Below are 19,199 nucleotides of genomic sequence, written 5' to 3'. Positions count from 1 at the left end.
GGCCTTCTACAACCAACTGTTGCACTTCGAACGAGAATCCACCTCCCCGCTTTCGCGGGGATGACACGGTGGCAAAGGGGGTGCGTGGATCGCACCTGCCTAGTCGGCGAGCTGCATCGCTTGCATGACATCGGCCCAGGAGACGAACTTGAAGTTGCGATTGAAACCTTCGTTGCGGTCGTCCTGAACCACCATGAGGCCCTTGGGGAAGCGATCGGAGAGGGCTGTGGTGGTGACGTCGAGGCCGTCGGTTTCCGAAACCGGGTCGGTGGCGCCGGTGACGAGGTTGAAGGCGCCGTAGCAGGGCTGGTTGCCATCGGCATCGGGCTGGCGGGCATAGAGGACGTAGCGGTTGACGCCCTGGGCGGAAGCCAGGATGTAGCTGGAATTGTCGGCGCCCTTGACCACGGCGAGGCCTTCGAGATCGTCCTCGGGAAGGCAGGCGGAGCCGACCTTGTCGACGAGGTGGCCCGATGCGTCGGCATCGGGGGCAGCGGCAAAGCGCCAGAGGCCGCCGTCTTCTTCGCCGACATAGATGAAGCCGAGTTCGTCATCGGCGACGACGCCTTCGGGCTGGGTGGGGACGGCGAGTTCGCGGGTGAAGGCGAGGCTCAACTGGCCCGCATTGGACGTCACTTCCCACTGCATGATTTCGCCGGTCTTAAAACTGGCGATGACGAAGAGGCGGTGGGCAACGGCGTCGTGGTAGAGGCCGATGCCGTAGATGTCGTCGTCGATTTTTCGCGGGGCGCCGGGGAAGGCGAAGGGCGTTGCCTTGGTCAGCGTGCCGGTCTCGTCGACGGTGTAGAAGACGATGGTATCGTCGTTGCGGCGCGAGGCGGCGACGAGGCTCAGGGTTTCGTTGCCGACGGTAACGTCCTGGCGGATGTCGACATTGTTGAGCCGGCCATCGGAAAGGCGCTGCACGATCTTGCCGTCGAGATCGAAGACGACGAGGCCGACATCCTTGTCGGTGCCGATGACGCGGCTTTGCGCCGGGTCAGCCGTGTTGATCCAGATGGCCGGATCATCGGGGTCGATGTCGACATTCTCGGTTTCGAGCGTGGCCGAGACGCTGGCAAAGATCGGCTCGGGCTGGGCGAGGGCGGTGCCGGTCCAGCAAAGGCTCAGGGCAAGGAGGGCGAGGGCCGGGCGCAGATCAATCATCGATTTCGGCTTCCGTCACCGGCACGGTGAAGGAGAGGGCGAGGGTCTTGCCATCGCGCGTGAGCGTGGCAAAGCCGCCGATGAGGCCATTGGCGGCCGTGCCTTCATTGAGCGCGAGATCGAGGGTGCCGCTGTCGACGAGGCCTTCTTCATTGACGATGGTGCTTTTTTCGACCCATTCCCATTCGAACTGCACTTCAAGGCTCGCCTTGGCGCCTTCGGGGAATTCTTCGTCGGGCGAGAGCGCAAAGCTCAGCGGCAGGGTGTGGGCGTTGAAATCGGCATTGGCGAATTCGAGCTCCACGGTGCGCTCGATGTCGTTCATCACCGCGTTGACGGCGACTTCGAAGTCGATGAGGCGCAGGGCACCGGCATCGTCGTGGCCATATTCGCGCTTGCCCACGATTTCGGCCGCGGCGCCTTCGAGGGCCGGCAGGTTGACGTTGAAACTATAGTCGCCAAAGGCGCCGACCATGACGAAATGCGGCGTAGCGCCGAGCCAGGCGGTTGGCGCCTCGGCCGTTTCGCCCAGGGTGGCGTTGAGGTTGATCGCCTGGTCTTCGGCCGAAAGGGTTTGGGCGAAGGCGGGCGTGGCGGCGAGCAGCAGGGCGAGAGTTGCAACCTTGAGGCGCATGATCGGCTTCCAGCGTGAGGGTGCGCTGTTGTCGACCATCTGCGTGTCGGTGCGATGACGGTTTCGTGATCGGCCCTCTGCCTACCACATGGTGGCTTTGGCGCGCTCGGGCCAGGCCTTGTCATAGGGCTCGCCGCCGACATTGTTTTCGCTCATGGCGGCGAGGATCTGGCCGGGCGAGGGGAGCGTTGCCGGGTCGATGTGGCGGGCCGGGTTCCAGAGTTCGGAGCGGACGATGGCGCGGGCGCATTGGAAATAGAGCTCGTCGATTTCGAGCACGATGACCGAGCGCGGGGCCTTTTCGTCGACAGCAAAGCTCTCGAGCAGGGCGGGATCGACGGAGAGGTGGGCGCGGCCATTGACGCGCATGGTGGTGCCGGAGCCGGGGAGGAGGAACAGGAAGGCGCAGCGCGGGTCCCTCACGATGTTGCGCAGGGAATCGATGCGATTGTTGCCGCGGCGGTCGGGCATCATCAGGGTCTTGTCGTCGTGAATGCGGACGAAGCCGGCCTTGTCGCCGCGGGGCGAGCAATCAATGCCTTCGGGGCCCACGGTGGCGAGGGCAGCGAAGGGGCTCGCCTCGATGAGGCGGCGGTATTCGGGGGTCATCGCATGGGCGACTTTGACGGTCGAGGCGGCGGCGGGTGCGGGGAGGTAAAGGGCTTCGAGCTCAGCAATGGACGAGACGATATGCTGGGACATGAAGACCTCTTTGGGCGCGGGGCTGGCGGGGTGGTCAGCGCGGTTATGATGAACCTGGCGCTGGCAGATGGGTGTAACTAAACTTATATCTCCAGCGAATAACAGTGCGACAAAGGAGTTAAGCCATGGATGCCCATGCCTATCCCGTGACCCGGACCGACGCTGAATGGCGGGAGCGTTTGACGCCTGAGCAATATTACATCATGCGCCAGCATGGCACCGAACGGCCCGGTAGCTGTGCACTGCTGCATGAAACGCGCGAAGGCACTTTTGCCTGTGCAGGGTGCGATACGCCGCTGTTCGGATCGACGCTGAAATTTGAGAGCGGTACCGGCTGGCCGAGTTTCAATGACCCGCTGCCGGGGGCTGTGGAAAGCACGGTCGATCGCAGCCATGGCATGGTGCGCGAGGAAGTACACTGCGCCACCTGCGGCAGTCATCTGGGACATGTGTTCCCCGATGGTCCGCCGCCGACCGGCCTGCGCTATTGCATCAATGGCGTGGCGCTGAATTTCACGCCGGCCTGAACGAACAGAACCCGCGGTGCGAACCGCGGGTTTTTTGTTGTCTCAGGTGCCGCGCGGTTTTGCTCTACTCGTGGCCGGGGCGGCGATGGGGTCGTCGGGCCAGGGGTGGCGGGGGTAGCGGCCCTTCAAATCCTTGGCGACGTCTTTCCAGCTACCGCGCCAGAAACCGGGGAGGTCGCGGGTCGTCTGGATGGGGCGATGGGCGGGGGAGAGCAGCACCAGAAGCAGGGGAATGCGGCCATTGGCGATGGCGGGGTGGCGGTCGAGGCCGAAAAGTTCCTGTACGCGGATTTCGAGGGCGGGGCCGTTTTCGGCGGCGTAATCGATGGGCAGGTGGCTGCCTGAGGGCGCGGAATAATGGCTGGGGAGCAGGCGGTCGATTTCTTGTCTTTTTGCCCAAGGGAGAAGGGTGTCGAGGGCTTGGCCGAGGTGATCTGCCGAGATGCTTGAGAGGCGGGTTTCGCCGGTTATGTGCGGCGTGAGCCAGCTTGGGTCGGCGGCGAGGGCGGTGTCGGAGAGGTCGGGCCAATCTTCGCCAAGGGTTTGGCGGAGGAAGGTGGCGCGGGCGCGGAGGGCTTTTTGGTCCTTGCTCCAGGGCAGGGTTTCCGGGCGCTTTAGGGCGGCCTCGGCGAGAATTTGCGCCGCTTTTTCGAGATCGGTGACGGGGGCTGGTTCGTCGGCGAGGCGCAGGGCGTCGAGGCGGCGCTGGCGGCGGGCCCTGACGGAGCCGGAGGCAGCGTCGAAGGTGAGGGTGGTCTCGCTGACGATGTGATTGCCGAAGATGGTTTCGAGATCGGCGGGGTCGAGGGCGGCGGCGGAGCGGATACGGCCTTGGGTGGCGCTACCGGTGATATCGGCGACGACGAGGAAGCTGGCGCCGGCAAGCGAATGGGTTTCGTCGACCTGGGCCTGGCGGCCATTGGCGAGCCGAAAACGGCCGCGGGGGCCGGCGGGTTGGGCGACGCGGTCGGGGAAGGCGCGGGCGAGGTGGTGGCCGGGGTCGCGGGAGTTTTTGTCGTTGCCGCCGGCCAGTTTGCTCCAGCGCTTTACCATGGCACGCGCATCCTGGGCGCGGGGGGAGCGGTCCGTGCGGAAACGGTCGAGGCGGCGGGCGAGGTCGGTGTCGTCACCGCCGAGGCCGCGTTCGCCGATGAGGACGGCGAGTTCGGCTGCGGTTTCGGCATCGCCGTCTTCGGCGCCGGCAACGACCATGTGGGCGAGGCGCGGGTGAAGCGGCAGTTTGGCGAGGGCTTTGCCGGCGGGCGTGAGGTGACCGCTCTCGTCCAGGGCGTCGAGGCGGGTGAGGAGGGCCTTGGCTTCGGCCCAGGCGGGGACGGGCGGTGGATCGAGGAAGGCGAGGGTTTGAGGGTCGCTGACGCCCCAGGCGGCGAGGTCGAGGACGAGGCCCGAGAGATCGGCGGAGAGGATTTCGGGGGTCTCGAAGGCTTCGAGGGCGGCGGTCTGGCCGAGGTTCCAGAGGCGGATGGCGACGCCGGGTGAAGTACGGCCGGCGCGGCCGCGGCGCTGGTCGGCACCGGCGCGGGAGACGCGGACGGTGGCGAGGGTGGTCAGGCCCGTGGCTGGTTCATAGACGGGGATGCGGCGGAAGCCGGAATCGACGACGATGCGGACGCCTTCGATGGTCAGCGAAGTTTCGGCGATGGAGGTGGCGAGAACGATCTTGCGGCGGCCGGCAGGCGAGGGCTGGATGGCGGCGTCCTGCTCGGCGGGGGTGAGCTGGCCGTGGAGCGGGGCGAGGTCGGTATTGGGTGGCAGGCGGGTGGCGAGGCGGTCGGCGGTGCGGGTGATTTCGCCCTGGCCGGGGAGGAAGACTAGGGCGGAGCCTTCGTGTTCGCGCATGGCTTTCAGGACGGCCTTGGTTATCTGATCTTCGAGGCGCTCCAGCGGGTCGGGCTCGGCATAGATGGTGTCGACCGGGAAGGTGCGGCCGGGGCTGTCGATGACGGGGGCATCGTCGAGGAGTTTTGAGACGCGGGCGCCGTCGATGGTGGCCGACATGACGAGAAGTTTTAGGTCCGGCCGCAGGGCTCGGGCATCAAGCGCGAGGGCAAGGCCCAGATCGGCGTCGAGGCTGCGCTCGTGAAATTCGTCGAAGAGGACGGCGGCGACGCCTGAGAGTTCGGGATCGTCCTGCAGCATGCGGGTGAAGACGCCTTCAGTGACGACTTCGATGCGCGTCTTGCCCGAGACTTTGGATTCCATGCGGACGCGAAAACCGACGGTCTGGCCAACCTCTTCATTGAGGAGCTTTGCCATTTGCCGCGCAGCAGCGCGGGCGGCGAGGCGGCGGGGTTCGAGGACGATGATGCGGCCATCCTGGCGCCAGGGGGCATCGAGCAAAGCGAGGGGGACGCGGGTGGTTTTGCCGGCGCCGGGCTGGGCGACGAGCACGGCGCTGCTTCCCCTCGCGAGGGCATCGGCCAAGGCCGGCAGGGCGGCATCGATGGGCAGCGGCGGCATGGTCATTGTGAATTCGTCCTTTACCCGCTGCTTACCCGCGCCCTGCTAATCACTCAAGCGATTGCCTGTGGCCAGGTTTTTGCCGCGCCTTCACATCGCAAAAGTGATCCCATCGCTTTTGGTGAAGGCATTTCAGGTGGTTTCCTTGATTATTCAACAAGGCTAGGGTCCGCTGCCCCGCCTAAAGAGAGATTGCCTGGAGGACGCACATGCAACTCACTCGAATCAGCAATAGCGACCTGACCGTAGACGTGGCGGCTCTGGGAGCCGAAATGCAGTCGCTATCGACCCGGGATGGTCGAAACTGGCTGTGGACGGGAGATGCCACCTATTGGACCGGCCGTTCGCCGATCCTTTTCCCCATGGTGGGTCGCGCCCCCATGGATGTGGTCAGTGTCGGAGACAAACGCTACCAGATGGGCCAGCACGGCTTTGCCCGGCGCAGTGCCTTTACGCTGGTGGAAGAATGGCGCGAGCATTGCATCTATCGGCTCGAAGCCTCGGAAGCGACGCGGGCCATGTTCCCGTTCGATTTCCAGCTCGATGTGGAACATCGGCTGGAGGGGCGGGCGGTGATCGTGACCGCGACGGTGACCAATCGCGATGACAAGGTCATGCCCTATGGGGTGGGCTTTCATCCCGCCTTTGCCTGGCCGCTGCCGGGGGGCGAGGGGCAGAAGCATAGTGTCACCCTGGAGAATGGCGGGGAGCCGGCGCTGTTCCGGCTTTCGGGTGGGCTGGTCAATCCAGAGCCGCTGGCCTCGCCTTTCGTGGCGGGTAAGCTGGCGCTGGACCATGCCGATTTCGAGAAGGATGCGATGATCTTTCCGGAAGGGGCGGGGGCGGGGCTCGTCTACGGGGCCGAGAACGGGCCGAATATTCACTTCACCTGGGAAAATCTGCCGAACTTTGCGCTCTGGACCAAGCCGGGGGCGGGGTTTGTTTGCCTCGAGCCCTGGCAGGGGACGGCCGCGGAAGTTGGTGGTTCGGATGCGCTGGATCAGCGGCCCTATACGGCGCTGCTGGGGCCGGGGGCGGTGGCGAAGTATTCGTTCAGGGCGGAATTGGTGGGGTAGGGCAGAGGTCCGCAACGCTGACGTTCTCCCTTCTCCCCTTGAGAGAGAAGGTGGCGCGAAGCGCCGGATGAGGGGTATTCTTTGGGTACCCTCACTAACCCCTCTGCGGAGGATAGATACCCCTCACCCTGACCAATTTGCTGAACGCAAAGTTGGTCGGTCCCTCTCCCCCTCAAGGGGCGAGGGGGGAGTTGGTGGTTGCCGCTATCTCGTTATTCCGCCGCCCCACGCTGTTCAGCCAGCATATCGGGGCCATTGGGATCGCCCGGGGCTGTTTCGACGCCGAGGTCGGGGAAGGCGGCGATGCGCTGGTTGCGGAAATCGGTGCGGATAACGATCAGGCCGCGTTCTTCGAACCAGGTAAGGAGGCGACGGGCACGGCTCGTCGAGTGTGTGCCGTAGAGGCGGGCGATAGTGGCGTCAGAGGGGCATGGGCCGCCGGTGAGGGCGGCTTGGGCGAGGACCAGGAAGACGCCCTGCACGTCGTCGGTGAGTGTTTCCGAGAGCGTGAGGGCCTGCTGCCAGCCGTCCGACGAGGCGGTTTCTTCGTCGGGGGCGACGCGGGCGACGGCGAGGAGGCGCTTGAAAGCGGGGAGGGCCGGCGGCTCGCCGGGGACGCGGCGGATGCGGCAGCGGACCAGGAAATCCTGATAGAGCTGGGCGGTGTTGCGGAAACCCGCATCGGGGTCGCTCATCAGTTCGGCCATGACCGACTTGATGGTTTCTTCGCGCTCGGCTTCGTCGATCTCGGGGAAGAGCGAGGTGGGCTCCGGTTCGCGCTCGGCACGGGCACGGGCGACCTGGGCAAGGAGTTCGTTGGTCGAGGGCGGCGGTGGCGGCGCGGGGCGGCGCACGACCGGGCGGGCCATTTCGTCGGGATCCATGGTGAAGATCAGGTCGGCGGCATCGACCGGGGCTTCGGGGAGTGGGGTTAGTTTCGGGCTCGTGGAGCGGGCCGAGGTTTCGACGGGGCCGATGACGATGGGCAGGGGGCGGCGCGAGACGGCTGGCCCCAAGGCGACGAAATGGCCGCGGGCGAGATCGCGGAATTGCTCGGCCTGGCGGCGATCCATGCCGAGAAGATCGGCGGCGCGGGCCATGTCGATGTCGAGAAAAGTGCGGCCCATGAGGAAGTTGCTCGCCTCGGCTGCCACGTTTTTCGCGAGCTTGGCGAGGCGCTGGGTGGCGATGACGCCGGCGAGGCCGCGCTTGCGGCCGCGGCACATCAGGTTGGTCATGGCGCCGAGCGAGACTTTGCGGGCTTCGTCCGAAACTTCGCCGGCGGCAGCGGGGGCGAAGAGCTGGGCTTCGTCGACGACGACGAGCACCGGGTACCAGAAATCGCGATCGGCATCGAACATGCCGCCCAAGAAGGCCGCGGCGGCGCGCATTTGCTGCTCGGCGTCGAGGCCTTCGAGATTGACGACGACCGAGACGCGGTGCTGGCGCACGCGGGTAGCGATGCGGGTCAGCTCGGCTTCGGTGCGGGTGGCATCGACGACGAGATGGCCGAACTTATCGGCAAGCGTGACGAAATCGCCCTCGGGATCGATGACGCATTGCTGCACCCACGGCGCGGACTGTTCGAGAAGGCGCCGCAGCAGGTGGGATTTGCCGGAACCGGAATTGCCCTGGACCAGAAGACGGGTGGCCAGCAATTCCTCAAGGTCCATGTGGGCGGTGCCGGAACCCCGGCTCTCGCCCATGTCGATTGCAACCTGCATCACAACTCCAGCGCATGCGTGGAGGCTGTTTAGCACGTCGCGCCGCCGATTCGGCAAAGCGGTGGTTCAATTCACAGAGTCTTGGGGCTTTTAGGCCAGTTTGCGGGCGATCATGAAGACGGCGGCCTTCTTCGTGGGGAGCCATTCGTGTTCGACGGCAAAGCCCGCAGCCTCCATGGCGGCGCGGAGCTGGGTCTGCGTCATGACATCGAGATGGGGCAGGAAACCGAGGCGATTGCCCAAGGGGGCGACATAGCGAATGAAGGGCATCATGTCGCCAAGGCACGCCGTGCTGGTGATGAAATAGCCGCCAGGTTTGAGGGCCTCAAAAACCTTGGCGATGGCGGCTTCCTTGTTCTTGAGCAGGTGCAGGATGGACATGCCGAGCACCATATCGAGGCTTTGGGGCGCAAGGGTCACGCCCTCGATGGAGCCGACTTCGAAGCTGATATTTTTGGTGCCGGCCTTTTGCGCCTTGCTCTGGGCGATCTCGATCATGCGCTCGGAAAAATCGGCGGCGCGGATATGCCTGACATTGGCGGCGTGAATGAGCGCGGTGGAGCCGGTGCCGCAGCCGAATTCGAAGAGGTCCATATCGGGGCGCAAGAGGCGCCGGGTGGCGGCGAGCTTGGTCTGATAGGCGGTTTCGTCGGCAACCGGCTGGGCGGCATAGCGGTCGGCCATGCGATTCCAGAAGGCTTGTTGTCCGCTCATGCCGGTTCTCCCGCGTGGTTCATGGCGAAGAAGATAGAGCTTTGTGTGATCCAACAAAATTGCAGAAAGAGGCACAAATCATATACAAGAATGTATGGCTAGCGGCGAAAACCCTGACTGGAACCAGATGCGCGCCCTCCTCGCGACGGTCGAGGCGGGGTCGCTTTCGGGCGCGGCGCGAAAACTGGGGCTGACGCAGCCGACGCTCGGGCGGCAGGTGGCGGCGCTGGAAAAGAGCCTCGGCGTGACACTGTTCGAGCGGGTGGGGCGGGGGCTAGTGCTGACCCAGGCGGCGCGGGAACTGGTGGCGCCGCTGCGGGCCATGGGCGAGGCGTCGGAGACGATTGCGCTGGTAGCGTCGCGGCAATCGCAATCGGTGGAGGGATTGGTTCGTATCACCGCCAGCGACGTCTATGCGCAATATCTGCTGCCGCCGATCCTTCTCAAACTCAGGCAGGTGGCGCCGGGGATCGTGGTCGATGTGGTGGCGTCCAACGAGGTGGAAGACCTGATCCGGCGCAAGGCCGACATTGCCATTCGCCATGTGCCGCCGCAGGAGGCGGAGCTGATCGCGCGGCGGCTGCCGGATACGGTCGCCAAGATTTATGGGACGCCGGAACTGATCGATCGGATCGGCAGGCCGGCGGATGAACGGGCTCTGAGCCGGGCGGATTTTGTCGGCTATTCGGAGAGTGTCGATATCGTCCTGGCGGAATTGCAGCGCAATGGTCTGACGCTGAGCGCGGCCAATTTTCCGCTGCTGACCAATAGCGGGCTTGTGGCCTGGGACTGGGTGCGGCGGGGCATGCTGCTGGGGCTGATGATGAAGGCTGTGGCGGACCGCACGCCGGAAGTAGAGGAGGCTTGGCCCGATTTCGTCGGCGTGCCGGTGCCGACATGGCTTGCGACGCATCGCGAATTGCGCACGGCGCGGCGCATCAGGGTCGCGTTCGACCTTCTGGCCGAGGCGCTGGCGGAAGCCTCGCAGCCAGCGAATTGACAGGACACGCGAATGCCCTTCTTGTATGGAAGGGCGCTGGAAAATAGCAAAAAGCCCAGAAAACTGTGGAAGTCCGCGGGTGCATAGAGCCACGGCCGACGTTTCGGCCCATGGTCGGCAATCAAGGAATCAGTGAGCCATGGCCGCAGCGGCATTGGAACAGAGCAAGGAAACCATCGCCAGCCGCGTCGTCGACGCGCTGCGCGACGATATCATCACCATGGCGCTGAAGCCGGGTGATGTGATTTCCGAAAGCGATATTGCCGGCCGCTATGGCGTGTCGCGCCAGCCGGTGCGCGAGGCTTTTATCCGTCTGGCCCAGCAAGGCCTGCTGCTGATCCGCCCCAAGCGGGCGACGGTCGTGAAGAAGATTTCGCCGGTCGGCGTGCGGCAATCGCGTTTCATTCGCGAAAGCATCGAGGTGGAGATCATCCGCCGGGTTGCCGGACAGCCGAGCGACGATGCGGCCGACGTGCTGGCGAGACTGATCGCGGACCAGGAAGCGGCGTCGGACGCCAATGATAGCAGGCGCTTTCATACGCTGGACGAGCTTTTTCACCGCACCCTCGCACGGCTCGCCGGCGTCGAATATGCTTGGCAGTTGATCGACGATCACAAGATGCAGCTCGACCGGGTGCGCTACCTGACGCTCGGCGTTTCTTCGACGCAGCGGGCGATTGCCGAGCACAAGCTGATCGTCGAGGCGGTGGCCAAGGCCGATCCGGCGGCGGCCGAGACGGCCATGCGGGCGCATCTGGCCCGGGCCGAATTGCTGCTCAACCAGACGATCACGGATTTTCCTGATTATTTCGAATAGGCTGCGACGCGGGTTTTTGTCCCCGGCGGGTTGACCCGTCGCGCGCGCCTCGTCAGGTTACGCCTCCTTCTGGATGCCCCGGCAGCGAGCGAACGCCCATGACCCGAATGGACTGGACGACGGCTTGGCCCGCTTTGCGCGCCATTCTCCTGCATTTCTGGCACGACTCGCGGCCGATGCTGCTGGGCATCACGGCCGTGACGCTGGCCTCGTCGGTTCTCTCGATCGCGACGCCCTATGTGTTTTCGCGTCTTGTCGACGAGCTGGCGGCGGGCAATGTGGCGGCCGGCATCGCGGCCGCCTTTGTCGGTTATGCGGTGATGCGGGGTTTTGAGACGCTGTTCGGCAATGCTTCCGGTTTCATGTCCTTCATGACCTCGGAAAACCTGCGCTTCATCGCGGCGACGGAGTTTTTTGCCAAGCTTTTGAGAAAGCCCGGCACTTTCTTCATCGAGCACAATCCGGTGGCGATCCAGACGGCGCGGGCGCAGGGCGAAGGGGCGGTGCAGTCGCTGGTGCAATTGGCGCTGATCGTCTTCGTGCCGGGCGTGGCGCAGATTGCGCTGTCGATTGGCCTCCTCGGTACGGCGATCAGCGGGGAGATCGTGGTGATCGTCGTGATCTATGGCATCTGTTTCGTCACGCTGACCTATTTTGCCAATCAATGGACGCGGCCGCTGCTCGATCAGGCCATCGAAGCCAATCAGGACAATGCGCGCTTCGTCGGCAATGCCGTCAATGCCATGGAGACGATCCGCTATTTCAATGGCGATCGCTGGATCAGCGAGAAGTTTTCGGAAAAGGCGGAGCTGGCGCGAGCGTCGTGGGTCGGCTGGTCGTGGCGGCGCATTGCGCTTTCGGGGCTGTTCGGCCTGGCGCTCGCCGTGCAACTGGCGGTGACCTATCTGATCCTCCTGCCACGCTTTGCCGAGGGTCAGATGAGCCTGGGCGATCTGGTGCTGATCAACCTTGTGTTGGTGCAGCTCAATCGACCGTTCGAAATGATCGGTACGGCGATCGACGAGGTCATGCGGTCCATCTCGCGCTTCAAGCCCTTTGCCGAGATGTGGCAGGCGCCCGATGACCGGGCGAGCCATGGCGATCGCCACCTTGGCGCGGTTGTCGGCGAGATCACCTTCGACAAGGTCGGCTTTCGTTATGGCGATCGGCAGACGCTGGAGGCGGTGTCCTTCGCGGTGAGGCCGGGACGCGTCGCCTTCATCACCGGGCCGACCGGGGCCGGCAAGACGACGCTGTTCCGACTGGCGCTCAAATCGCTGGAGCCGACAGAGGGGCGTATTCTCGTCGATGGCGTCGATCTCGCCGAGATCGACCGGAGCGATTGGTACGAGGCAGTGGGTGTCGTGCCGCAGGATGTGATGCTGCTCAACGACAGCCTTGCGGCAAATATCGTGCTTGGGCGAGCTTTCGATATGGAGCGGATGCGGCAGGCGGCGAGCCACGCGTCGATCCTCGATTTTATCGAAAATCTGCCCGAAGGCTTTGAGACCACGGTGGGCGAGCGCGGGCTAAAACTCTCCGGTGGGGAAAGGCAGCGCGTTTCGATTGCGCGTGCCCTTTACGCCGGCCCCAAAGTATTGTTCCTCGACGAAGCAAGTTCGGCTCTCGACGAGGCGACCGAAGGCGAGATCATGCGCGAATTGCGGAGGCTCGATGGTGTGACCATCCTCGCCATTACGCATCGACGCAGCGTGATCGGGCCGGATGATCAGATTATCACGCTGGGCAAGGAACCGGCGGAAGGCAAGACGGAGACCCTGGAATGAAGATGCGGCGCTTGGGCAAGACGGGTTTTGAGGTCAGCGAAATCGGCCTCGGCTGCTGGCAGTTGGGCGGGGATTTCGGGCCGGTCGAGGATGAGGCGGCGAATGCCATTCTCGATGCGGCGAATTCTGCCGGGATCAATTTTTGGGATACGGCCGATGTCTATGGCGGCGGGCTTTCCGAGCGGCGGATTGGTGCCCATACCAAGGGCGCGGGCGTAAAGGTTGCGACCAAGCTTGGCCGTTCGGCGGCACTCTTTCCCAACAAATATAGCAAGGACCGGGTGCGCGAGAGCCTCATTGGTTCGGCGCAGCGACTGGGTGTTGCTTCGCTTGATCTGGCGCAACTCCATTGCGTGCCGACCGAGGTGCTGCGCGATGGCGCGATCTTTGGCTGGATGGACGAGCTCAAGGCCGAGGGCCTGGTGCGGCATTGGGGCGCCAGCGTCGAGACCATCGAGGAAGGTCTGATTTGCCTGGAGCAGCCTGGCTGCGCCACGCTGCAGATCATCTTTAATCTCTTCCGGCAGGATGCGGCGGAAAAGCTGCTGCCGCTGGCGGCGGAGCGGGATGTCGGTATCATCGTGCGCCTGCCGCTCGCGAGCGGGCTGCTCAGTGGCAAGTATGACAAGACCTCCACTTTCGATACATCGGACCATCGCAATTACAATCGCGATGGGCAGGCCTTTTCGGTGGGCGAGACTTTTTCGGGCATCAAGTTCGAGCGCGGTGTGGAACTGGTGCAGGAGCTGAAGGGGCTGGCGCCCGAGGGCGTGCCGATGAGCCAGTTTGCCCTGCGCTGGATTCTCGATCATCCGCAGGTATCGACCATCATTGCCGGCGTGTCGAAGCCGGAGCAGATCGCCGACAATGTCGCGGCGACTGAGCGCAAAAGCCTTTTCCCGGCGCTGATGACCCAGCTCGGCGAGTGGTATCAGAAAGAAGTGAAGCCCGAGATCCGCGGCGGAGTGTAGGCCCCGCCCTAGCGGAACCGGAATGCCGCACCTAGGTTAGCTTCACAAAACAACAAGACGAGCCAGTATCATGTCCATCCATCCCGCTTTCGAGCTTGTGCGCGACGAGTCCATTGCCGAGATCAATTCGCAGGCGCAGCTCTTTCGGCACAAGAAGACCGGGGCGGAGGTGCTGAGCCTCATCAATGACGACGAGAACAAGGTTTTTGGCGTTACGCTGAAGACGCCGCCGGACGACTCGACGGGGATCGCGCATATTTTGGAGCACTCGGTGCTCTGCGGATCGCGCAAATATCCGGTGAAGAAGCCGTTCGTGGAGCTTCTTAAAGGCTCCATGCACACCTTCCTCAATGCCATGACCTTTCCGGACAAGACGGCCTATCCGGTGGCCAGCGCCAATCTCAAGGATTTTTACAACCTTGTGGATGTGTATCTGGACGCCGTGTTTTTCCCGCTGCTGACGGAAGACACGTTTGCGCAGGAGGGCTGGCACTATGAGCTCGAAAGCCCGGATGCGCCGCTGGTCTACAAGGGCGTCGTCTTCAACGAAATGAAGGGCGTGTTCTCATCGCCGGACTCGGTGATGCACGACCAGACGCAGCGGGCGCTTTATCCCGATACGATCTATGGGCTCTCCTCGGGTGGCGATCCCAAGGATATTCCGGCGCTGACCTATGAGCAGTTCAAGCGCTTTCATACAAAATTCTATCACCCGTCCAATGCGCGCGTGGTGTTCTCGGGCGATGATGCGCCGGAAAAGCGGCTCGAAATTCTGGACGAAGTGTTCAGCCAGTTCGATGCGGCGCCGGTGGATGCCGATATTGCGCTGCAGCCGCGCTGGAATGCGCCGCGGCAGGTGAGCGGCACCTATGCCGGCACGGTGGACGCGGAAAAGCGCCGGGACGGCATGGTCAGCGTCAACTGGATGATCGATCCGCCGACTGGCCGCGAAGAAACGCTGAGCCATGGTCTGCTGAGCTATCTGCTGGCCGGCAATTCGGCGGCGCCGCTGCGCAAGAAGCTGACCGAGAGCGGCATTGGCGAAAGCATGTTGGGCGGTGGCATTTCCACCTGGCTGCGCCAGCCTATGGCTGGTTTTGGCTTGAAGGGGATCGACCCCGCGGATGCCGAAAAGGTCGAGAAGCTGGTGCTCGACACGCTGGCGGAATTGGCCGAGACCGGCTTTTCCGAGGAGCAGCGGGAAGCCGCTCTGAACACGTTTGAATTTCACCTTCGGGAACAAAATACCGGTGGCCAGCCGCGGGGCATGAGCTACATGTTTTCCGCGCTTTCCTCGTGGCTGCATGGTGGCGATCCGCTGGAGCCGCTGACCTTTGAAAGGGCGCTGGCGGCTCTGAAGGAGAAGGCCGCGCAGGGGCACTTTGAGCGCGAAATCCGTCGGTTGTTCCTCGACAATACGCATCGCATCACGTCCAAGATCGAGGCTGATCCGGAGCTGGGGGCGCGCGAAAAGAAGGTCGAAGAGGACAAGCTGGCAGCGGTGCGTGCCGGCATGGATGACGGTGCCATCGAGGCGACGATTGCGCAGACCGAGAAGCTGAAGGCGCTACAGGAAGCGGTCGACAAGCCGGAAGACCTCGCAAAGATCCCGACGCTGACGCTGGGTGATCTTGATCGTTCGATCCGCACTTTGCCGACCGACGAAAGCGATCTCTTTGGCGCGCGGTTGATGCATCATGATCTGCCGACGCTGGGGATTCTGTATCTTGATCTGGGCTTTGACTTAAAAGTGCTGGAGCCGGGGCTGCTGCCCTATCTGCCGCTCTTTGGCCGGGCGCTGTTGCAGACCGGGACGAGCAAGGAAGATTTTGTCAGCCTGACGCAACGGATCGGGCGCACCACGGGCGGAATTGCGCAGCACCGGAGCCTTGCGACGCGGCTCGACAATGACGAGACGGCGGCGTGGTTCTTCCTGTCGGGAAAATCGGTGCCGGCAAAGTTTGGCGACATGCTCGATATTATCGGCGACGTGCTGCTCGATGCGCGGCTCGACAACAAGGAGCGCATTCGCCAGATGGCGCTGGAGGAAAAGGCGGGCTTTGAGGCGCGCATGATCCCGGCCGGCAATTCCATCGTCGATACGCGGCTCAAGGCGGGGCTGACCGAGGCGAGTTGGGCGGCCGAGCAGTTGGGCGGCGTCAGCTATCTCAATTTCCTGCGCGATCTGGTCAAGCGCATCGATAGCGATTGGGTCGGGGTTGAGGCGACGCTCCGGCGTATTCGTGATCTGTTGTTCAATCGCAAGGGCATGGTGGTCAATCTGACCGCTGATGCAAGCCTCTTTGCCGATGCCCGTCCCGCGCTTGCAAGTTTCATCAAGGGGCTGCCGCAGCGCGAGGCTCAGACGCATGACTGGGGTTTTGCGGCGGAGCCGAAGTCCGAGGGCTTGGTTATTCCGGCGCAGGTCAATTATGTGGGCAAGGGTGCGAACCTCAAGGCTTTGGGCTATGAGGCTTCGGCCGCGTCGGCCGTGGTGCTGCGCTTCCTCAATACCACCTATCTCTGGGACAAGGTGCGCGTGCAGGGCGGTGCCTATGGCGGGTCGAGCCGGTTTGATCTCTCCTCGGGGAATTTCTCGTTCCTGAGCTATCGCGATCCGAACCTCCTCAAGACGTTGGACGTCTATGACGGGGCGGCGAAGGCGTTGCGGGCGGGGATTGGTGAGACCGATCTGACGCGGTCGATTATTGGCGTCATCGGCGATGCCGACCGGCCGGAATTCGTCGATGCCAAGGGCTATTCGGCCATGTGGCGGATTCTGACGGGCACGACGGATGCGATCCGCCAGCAGCGGCGCGATGAAATTCTTGGCGCGAGCCAGAAGGACTTTTCCGATCTCGCCGATGCGCTCGACGTGCTGGCCGAGAAGGGCCATGTCGTGGTGCTGGGTGGCGAGACGGCCATCAAGGCGGCTAATGATCAGCGGCCGGGGCTGATGGAAGTCAGCAAGGTCATGTGAGGGGCCGCCTCTCGCAGTAACCCTCATGGTGAGGTGCTTTGCAAAGCAAAGCCTCGAACCACGAGGGTGTGCCCCGATATTTGGGTGCCACGCCCTCGTCCTTCGAGGCTACGCTACGCTTCGCGCCTCAGGATGAGGGCTACTGGTTGGGCCGCTCAGTGGCCGAGGCTCTTCACGATGTCTTCGGTGACCTTCTTGGCGTCGCCGAAGAGCATCATGGTGTTGTCGCGGAAGAAGAGCTCGTTCTGGACGCCGGCATAACCGGCGGCCAAGCCGCGCTTGATGAAGAGCACGGTGCCGGCGTCTTCGACGTTGAGGACCGGCATGCCGTAGATCGGCGAGGTCTTGTCGGTCTTGGCCGCGGGGTTGGTCACGTCATTGGCGCCGATGACGAAGGCGACGTCGGACTGGGCGAATTCGGAATTGATGTCTTCCAGTTCGAACACTTCGTCATAGGGCACGTTGGCTTCGGCGAGCAGCACGTTCATGTGCCCCGGCATGCGGCCGGCAACCGGGTGGATGGCGTACTTCACCTCTACGCCTGCTGCCTTGAGCTGGTCGGCCATTTCGCGCAGCGCGTGCTGGGCCTGAGCGACGGCCATGCCATAGCCGGGCACGATGATGACCTTGCCGGCGTTCTTCATCAGGAAGGCTGCGTCTTCGGCGGCACCCTGCTTTACGGGGCGATCTTCTTCGGCGCCGCTCGCAGCGGATGATGTGTCGCCGCCAAAGCCGCCGAGGATGACCGAGATGAAGCTGCGGTTCATCGCCTTGCACATGATGTACGAGAGGATCGCACCCGAGGAGCCCACGAGGGCGCCGGTGATGATCAGGGCGGTATTGCCAAGCGTAAAACCGATGCCGGCGGCGGCCCAACCGGAATAGGAATTGAGCATGGAGACGACGACGGGCATGTCGGCGCCACCGATCGGGATGATCATCAGACCGCCGAGGACGAGGGCCAGGATGGTGATCGCCCAGAAGAGCCAGGGTTCGGCACTGACGGTAAAGGCCCAGACCAAAGCCAGGAGCACGATGCCGATGACGATATGGATCAGGTGGCGGGCCGGCAGGATGATCGGCTTGCCCGACATATTGCCGTTGAGTTTTGCGAAGGCGATGACCGAGCCGGTGAAGGTGAAGGCGCCGATGGCGACGCCGATCGACATTTCGATCAATGCCTGGGCGTGGATATCGCCGGGCACGCCGATACCGAAAGCTTCGGGGGCGTAGAGGGCTGCTGCGGCGACGAAGACGGCGGCGAGGCCCACCAGCGAGTGGAAGGCGGCGACAAGCTGGGGCATGTCGGTCATCTTCACTTCGCGGGCGATATAGGCGCCGATGCCGCCACCAAGGCCGAGGCCGCCGATGATGAGCAGCCAACTCAGCCAATCACTGGGCGCGGCGACGAGGAGGGTAGTGACGACGGCGATGGCCATGCCGACCATGCCGTAGAGATTGCCCTGGCGGGCAGACGAGGGGCTCGACAGCCCGCGCAGCGCCAGGATGAAGAGCACGCCGGCGACGAGATAGAACAGGGCGGCGATATTGGCGTCGATCATGATTGGGTTCCTCAGCGAACCGCCATGACTTCGACTTCGACCAAAAAGGCCGGCGAGATCAGGCTTTTGACGATAACTGCCGTGCTGGCCGGATTGACCGAGCCCAGCCATTTGTTGAAGGCGGCGCGATTGGCGGTGATCTGGTCGGCCTCGGTCAGGAAAGTGCGGACATGGACCACGTCTTTCATGGCAAAGCCGCCATCGGCCAGGATCGCCTCGATGTTCTGATAGATTTGCTCGAGCTGAGCGTCGATGCCTTCGGGCACCGTGCCATCCGCGCGCAGGGCGACCTGGCCTGCCGTGTTGAGGATAGCTTCGGGATGTTTCGAGAGTACGCCGTGGCTATAGGGAACCGGCGGCCGGGACAGGCCCGTGCCGGGAAGGTTTATCCGCTCCATCGGCTAGCCCTTCTTCTTGTACATGGCCAGCATGCGCTGGGTCACGAGGAAGCCGCCGAAGATGTTTACCGAGGCAAAGACCAGGGCAATGAAGCCGAAAAGCTTTGAGACCCAGCTTGCGTCACTGGCGAGGTGTACGCCGACGGCGAGCAGGGCGCCGACGACGATCACCGAGGAGATGGCGTTGGTGACGCTCATCAGCGGGGTGTGCAGCGCCGGAGTGACGCTCCAGACAACGAAATAGCCGACGAAGATCGCCAGGACGAAAATGGCGAGGCGGAAGATGAACGGGTCGATGGCCCCGCCAATGGCACCGTGGGCCACGGCAGCGGCGACATCGGCGACCGAGTTTGCAGTTGCTTCCATCTTATTGGTTCCCCTCCGGTTCGGCCGGTTTCTTCGCGGCCGGCTTTTTGGTCGTGGCCGGCTTTCTGGCCGCGGGCTTTTGCGCCGCTGCGCTGTGGCCTTCGACGTGTTCCGCCGGCTTGGTGGCCGGTTTCCTCGTGGCGCGCGGTTTGGGCGCGGCGGGCGGAGCGGCCGGGCTATGGTCGGGCTCGGCGGCGACCGGTGCGGCGGCCTTCCTGGCGATGGGCTTTTTCGCGGTCACGGGCTTGGTTGCGGCGACCTTGGCAGGAGCGTGGTCTTCCACGTGCTCGGCG

General features: G+C 63.7%; 16 protein-coding genes and 1 pseudogene. 7 read left to right on the top strand and 10 right to left on the bottom strand.

Going from position 1 to position 19,199, the window contains the following annotated elements:
- Positions 1-99: 99 nt before the first annotated feature.
- The 3 genes from JP75_RS19045 to JP75_RS19035 form a co-directional block, all read right to left on the bottom strand.
- A complete protein-coding gene (locus tag JP75_RS19045) occupies positions 100-1,167 on the bottom strand; it encodes a phytase (protein ID WP_051960933.1) in 1,068 nt (355 codons plus the stop codon).
- Positions 1,160-1,801, bottom strand: a complete 642-nt coding sequence (locus JP75_RS19040) for a hypothetical protein (RefSeq protein ID WP_035086030.1) — start codon at positions 1,799-1,801, stop codon at positions 1,160-1,162. The genes JP75_RS19045 and JP75_RS19040 overlap by 8 nt, the downstream gene beginning before the upstream one ends.
- Before the next feature lie 81 nt (positions 1,802-1,882).
- Positions 1,883-2,503, bottom strand: coding sequence for a pyridoxamine 5'-phosphate oxidase family protein (locus JP75_RS19035; RefSeq protein ID WP_035086028.1), 621 nt, complete (start codon positions 2,501-2,503; stop codon positions 1,883-1,885).
- Positions 2,504-2,628: 125 nt separating this feature from the next.
- Here JP75_RS19035 and msrB point away from each other — a divergent pair, with 125 nt between their 5' ends.
- Positions 2,629-3,030 (top strand): peptide-methionine (R)-S-oxide reductase MsrB, encoded by a 402-nt coding sequence (msrB, locus tag JP75_RS19030; protein ID WP_035086027.1) that lies wholly within the window; start codon positions 2,629-2,631, stop codon positions 3,028-3,030.
- A 42-nt stretch (positions 3,031-3,072) separates the two neighbouring features.
- On the opposite strand, the gene hrpB is transcribed toward msrB, so the two are convergent.
- Entirely contained in the window at positions 3,073-5,517 is a 2,445-nt protein-coding gene (gene hrpB / locus JP75_RS19025; RefSeq protein WP_035086025.1) for an ATP-dependent helicase HrpB, read from the bottom strand.
- Positions 5,518-5,720: 203 nt separating this feature from the next.
- On the opposite strand from hrpB, the gene JP75_RS19020 reads away from it, so the two are divergent.
- The gene (locus JP75_RS19020; protein WP_035086023.1) at positions 5,721-6,587 is read left to right on the top strand and encodes an aldose 1-epimerase family protein; all 867 of its coding nucleotides are present in this window, start codon (positions 5,721-5,723) and stop codon (positions 6,585-6,587) included.
- Positions 6,588-6,799: 212 nt separating this feature from the next.
- Here JP75_RS19020 and JP75_RS19015 read toward each other — a convergent pair whose 3' ends face one another.
- Both JP75_RS19015 and JP75_RS19010 read right to left on the bottom strand, forming a co-directional pair.
- Entirely contained in the window at positions 6,800-8,311 is a 1,512-nt protein-coding gene (locus tag JP75_RS19015) for a helicase HerA domain-containing protein (RefSeq protein WP_035086022.1), read from the bottom strand.
- 90 nt (positions 8,312-8,401) lie between these two features.
- Entirely contained in the window at positions 8,402-9,025 is a 624-nt protein-coding gene (locus JP75_RS19010) for a class I SAM-dependent methyltransferase (RefSeq protein WP_035086020.1), read from the bottom strand.
- A 94-nt stretch (positions 9,026-9,119) separates the two neighbouring features.
- Between JP75_RS19010 and JP75_RS19005 the strand changes: the two genes are divergently transcribed.
- From JP75_RS19005 to JP75_RS18985, 5 genes are all read left to right on the top strand, one after another.
- Positions 9,120-10,025 carry a LysR family transcriptional regulator gene (locus JP75_RS19005; protein ID WP_035086018.1) on the top strand — a complete coding sequence of 302 codons (906 nt, stop codon included), beginning with the start codon at positions 9,120-9,122 and terminating at the stop codon, positions 10,023-10,025.
- Positions 10,026-10,164: 139 nt separating this feature from the next.
- Positions 10,165-10,842 carry a GntR family transcriptional regulator gene (locus JP75_RS19000; RefSeq protein WP_035086016.1) on the top strand — a complete coding sequence of 226 codons (678 nt, stop codon included), beginning with the start codon at positions 10,165-10,167 and terminating at the stop codon, positions 10,840-10,842.
- Between the two features lie 98 nt (positions 10,843-10,940).
- Positions 10,941-12,629, top strand: coding sequence for an ABC transporter ATP-binding protein (locus JP75_RS18995; RefSeq protein WP_201772954.1), 1,689 nt, complete (start codon positions 10,941-10,943; stop codon positions 12,627-12,629).
- Positions 12,626-13,600: an aldo/keto reductase gene (locus JP75_RS18990; RefSeq protein ID WP_035086014.1), complete on the top strand. Its 975-nt coding sequence runs from the start codon at positions 12,626-12,628 to the stop codon at positions 13,598-13,600. The genes JP75_RS18995 and JP75_RS18990 overlap by 4 nt, the downstream gene beginning before the upstream one ends.
- Positions 13,601-13,670: 70 nt before the next feature.
- Positions 13,671-16,580: an insulinase family protein gene (locus tag JP75_RS18985; RefSeq protein ID WP_035086012.1), complete on the top strand. Its 2,910-nt coding sequence runs from the start codon at positions 13,671-13,673 to the stop codon at positions 16,578-16,580.
- A gap of 155 nt (positions 16,581-16,735) precedes the next feature.
- Here the strand turns inward: JP75_RS18985 and JP75_RS18980 are convergent, their stop codons facing one another.
- The 4 genes and pseudogenes from JP75_RS18980 to JP75_RS26650 all read right to left on the bottom strand — a co-directional run.
- Positions 16,736-18,139 carry an NAD(P)(+) transhydrogenase (Re/Si-specific) subunit beta gene (locus JP75_RS18980; protein ID WP_152565911.1) on the bottom strand — a complete coding sequence of 468 codons (1,404 nt, stop codon included), beginning with the start codon at positions 18,137-18,139 and terminating at the stop codon, positions 16,736-16,738.
- A gap of 14 nt (positions 18,140-18,153) precedes the next feature.
- Complete coding sequence (locus JP75_RS18975; protein ID WP_035086010.1) at positions 18,154-18,540, bottom strand: RidA family protein; 387 nt, start codon at positions 18,538-18,540, stop codon at positions 18,154-18,156.
- Positions 18,541-18,543: 3 nt separating this feature from the next.
- Entirely contained in the window at positions 18,544-18,906 is a 363-nt protein-coding gene (locus tag JP75_RS18970) for a proton-translocating transhydrogenase family protein (protein ID WP_051960932.1), read from the bottom strand.
- Between the two features lies 1 nt (position 18,907).
- Positions 18,908-19,199: pseudogene (locus tag JP75_RS26650) on the bottom strand (hypothetical protein); the annotation flags it as partial.

The sequence above is a fragment of the Devosia riboflavina genome (genome assembly GCF_000743575.1).
GTDB lineage: Bacteria > Pseudomonadota > Alphaproteobacteria > Rhizobiales > Devosiaceae > Devosia > Devosia riboflavina.
The sequence above is the reverse complement of the archived record's forward strand: the minus strand, read 5'-3'. Positions and strand labels throughout refer to the sequence as shown.

Excerpts from the sequence above, each read along its gene's own strand:
- JP75_RS19045 (WP_051960933.1), bottom strand. The coding sequence starts at position 1,167 with ATGATTGATCTGCGCCCGGCCCTCGCCCTCCTTGCCCTGAGCCTTTGC.
- JP75_RS19040 (WP_035086030.1), bottom strand. The coding sequence starts at position 1,801 with ATGCGCCTCAAGGTTGCAACTCTCGCCCTGCTGCTCGCCGCCACGCCC.
- JP75_RS19035 (WP_035086028.1), bottom strand. The coding sequence starts at position 2,503 with ATGTCCCAGCATATCGTCTCGTCCATTGCTGAGCTCGAAGCCCTTTAC.
- msrB (WP_035086027.1), top strand. The coding sequence starts at position 2,629 with ATGGATGCCCATGCCTATCCCGTGACCCGGACCGACGCTGAATGGCGG.
- hrpB (WP_035086025.1), bottom strand. The coding sequence starts at position 5,517 with ATGACCATGCCGCCGCTGCCCATCGATGCCGCCCTGCCGGCCTTGGCC.
- JP75_RS19020 (WP_035086023.1), top strand. The coding sequence starts at position 5,721 with ATGCAACTCACTCGAATCAGCAATAGCGACCTGACCGTAGACGTGGCG.
- JP75_RS19015 (WP_035086022.1), bottom strand. The coding sequence starts at position 8,311 with ATGCAGGTTGCAATCGACATGGGCGAGAGCCGGGGTTCCGGCACCGCC.
- JP75_RS19010 (WP_035086020.1), bottom strand. The coding sequence starts at position 9,025 with ATGAGCGGACAACAAGCCTTCTGGAATCGCATGGCCGACCGCTATGCC.
- JP75_RS19005 (WP_035086018.1), top strand. The coding sequence starts at position 9,120 with ATGGCTAGCGGCGAAAACCCTGACTGGAACCAGATGCGCGCCCTCCTC.
- JP75_RS19000 (WP_035086016.1), top strand. The coding sequence starts at position 10,165 with ATGGCCGCAGCGGCATTGGAACAGAGCAAGGAAACCATCGCCAGCCGC.
- JP75_RS18995 (WP_201772954.1), top strand. The coding sequence starts at position 10,941 with ATGACCCGAATGGACTGGACGACGGCTTGGCCCGCTTTGCGCGCCATT.
- JP75_RS18990 (WP_035086014.1), top strand. The coding sequence starts at position 12,626 with ATGAAGATGCGGCGCTTGGGCAAGACGGGTTTTGAGGTCAGCGAAATC.
- JP75_RS18985 (WP_035086012.1), top strand. The coding sequence starts at position 13,671 with ATGTCCATCCATCCCGCTTTCGAGCTTGTGCGCGACGAGTCCATTGCC.
- JP75_RS18975 (WP_035086010.1), bottom strand. The coding sequence starts at position 18,540 with ATGGAGCGGATAAACCTTCCCGGCACGGGCCTGTCCCGGCCGCCGGTT.
- JP75_RS18970 (WP_051960932.1), bottom strand. The coding sequence starts at position 18,906 with ATGGAAGCAACTGCAAACTCGGTCGCCGATGTCGCCGCTGCCGTGGCC.